The 2422-nt window shown below is 62.5% G+C and carries 2 protein-coding genes; both read left to right on the top strand.

The features are described 5' to 3' along the window. Positions 1 to 30: 30 nt before the first annotated feature. Positions 31 to 1599, top strand: a complete 1569-nt coding sequence (gene istA / locus J1C48_RS18585; protein ID WP_207259491.1) for an IS21 family transposase — start codon at positions 31 to 33, stop codon at positions 1597 to 1599. Continuing rightward, a complete protein-coding gene (gene istB / locus J1C48_RS18590; RefSeq protein ID WP_207259492.1) occupies positions 1532 to 2269 on the top strand; it encodes an IS21-like element helper ATPase IstB in 738 nt (245 codons plus the stop codon). Before istA ends, istB begins: the two co-directional genes overlap by 68 nt. Positions 2270 to 2422 lie beyond the last annotated feature (153 nt).

Here is a 2422-nt window from a genome sequence, read left to right on the forward strand (position 1 = left end):
CCGGTTTGATCGGAGGCATTTGTGTTTTGGATGTTGATTGTGGAGACGATTGCAAAGATACGCCGGCTGTCGCGGGTCCAGGGAAAGTCGATCAAGGCGATCTGCCGGGAGTTGAATATCTCCCGCAAGGTGGTTCGCAAGGTACTGCGCTCGGACGAGACGGAGTTCCGCTACGAGCGCACACGTCAGCCCTATCCGCGGATGGAGGCTTGGCGTGAGGAACTTGACCGGCTTTTGTCGGCGAATGCGGCCAAGCCGCAGCGGGAACGGCTGACACTGATCCGGATCTTCGAGGATCTTCGCGACCTCGGTTACGAGGGCAGCTACAGTTCGGTGTGGCGGCATGCGCAGAAGTGGGAGACGCGGCGCGGCAGTGCCGTTGCGGAGGCCTATATCCCGCTGAGCTTCGCGCCGGGCGAGGCCTACCAGTTCGACTGGAGCCACGAGGTCGTCCTGCTGGACGGGGTGACGGTGACCGTGAAGGTTGCGCACATGCGCCTTTGTCATAGCCGCATGTTTTTTGTTCGGGCCTACCCGCGCGAGACGCAGGAGATGGTGTTCGACGCGCATGACCGGGCGTTCGCCTTCTTCCGCGGAGCATGCACGCGCGGCATCTACGACAACATGAAGACGGCGGTGGACGCGATCTTCATCGGCAGAGATCGCCGCTATAACCGCCGCTTCGCGCAGATGTGCGGGCATTATCTTGTCGAGCCGCAGGCCTGCACGCCGGCGTCGGGGTGGGAGAAGGGGCAGGTCGAGAACCAGGTCGGGCTGGTGCGCGAGCGCTTCTTCACGCCGCGGCTGCGCTTCAAGACGCTGGAGGAGTTGAACGGCTGGCTGACCGACAAATGCGTCTCCTACGCCAAGGCGCACCGGCATCCCGAACAGGGCGACCGCACGATCTGGGAGGTGTTCGAGGACGAGCGGACCAGCTTCATTCCCTATGCCGGACGCTTCGACGGTTTCCACTGCATTCCCGCCTCGGTGTCGAAGACCTGCACGGTGCGCTTCGACAACAACAAATACTCGGTGCTGTCGCGCGCCGTCGGCCGGCCGGTCGAAATCCATGCCTATGCCGATCGCATCGTCATCCGCCAGGATGGCGTGGTTGTCGGAGAGCATGTCCGCTGCTTCGGCCGCAACGAGGTGATCTACGATCCCTGGCACTACGTGCCGGTGCTGGCCCGCAAGCCCGGAGGATTGCGCAACGGCGCTCCGTTCCGGGATTGGGTTTTGCCATCGGCCATGGAGAAGGTGCGCCGCAAGTTCAAGGCCGTGGATGACGGCGACCGGCAGATGGTGTCGATCCTCACCTGCGTGCTGAGCGACGGATTGAATGCGGTCGAGGCGGCCTGCCAGGAAGCCCTCGATCACGGCGTCTCATCATCGTCGGTGATCCTCAACATCCTGGCCCGCCGCCGCGATCCGGCGCCGGGCACGATCCTTTCCATTCCCCAGGCGCTGAAGCTGGCCCACGAGCCGATCGCCGATTGCGCCCGCTATGACAGTCTCAGGAGGACAAGCAGCCATGGAACGAACCGAAGTGCTGGAACTGATGGGAACGCTGAAGCTCTACGGGATGCGCTCGGCCTATGACGAGATCATGGGCGTCGCCATCAAGCGCCAGCACGAGCCGCCGAGGATCGTCGGCGACCTGCTGCAGGCCGAGATATCGGAGAAGCAGGCGCGCTCCATCAAATACCAGCTCACCGTCGCCAAGCTGCCGCTGGCGAAGGATATCGAGGACTTCGACTTCACCGGCACCCCCGTCAACGAGAGTCTGATCCGTGATCTCGCCGGCGGAGCCTTCATTGCCGATCAGCGCAATGTCGTGCTGGTCGGCGGAACTGGAACCGGCAAGTCGCACCTGGCCATCGCCATTGCCCGGGCACTGATCCGCAATGGTGCGCGCGGCCGCTTCTTCAATGTCGTCGACCTGGTCAACAGGTTGGAGACCGAGACCCGCGCCGGCCGCCAGGGCCGCATCGCCGATCATATGACCCGGCTCGACTTCGTCGTGCTCGACGAACTTGGCTATCTCCCTTTCGCCCAGTCCGGCGGCCAACTGCTCTTCCATCTCATCAGCCGGCTCTACGAACGCACTTCCACCATCATCACCACCAATCTGGCATTCGGTGAATGGCCGAGCGTCTTTGCCGGCGACGCCAAGATGACCACCGCCTTGCTCGATCGGCTCACCCATCATTGCGAGATCGTCGAGACCGGAAACGAGTCCTGGCGCTTCAAAAGCCGCTCTCAAAGCTAAAGCCGAAAAGCAAACCAGTCGCGCCCGATCAGGCTGTGCAACCCTGACCAGCTCCGCCTGATCGGGCGCTATCCGCCGTGCCCTTCATCATCCCCAAAACCGGGGTCCTTTTTAGATGAAAATAGAGGGTCCCGATTCAGTGGTCATTGACAC

Source organism: Jiella flava (assembly GCF_017349315.1).
Lineage (GTDB): Bacteria > Pseudomonadota > Alphaproteobacteria > Rhizobiales > Rhizobiaceae > Jiella > Jiella flava.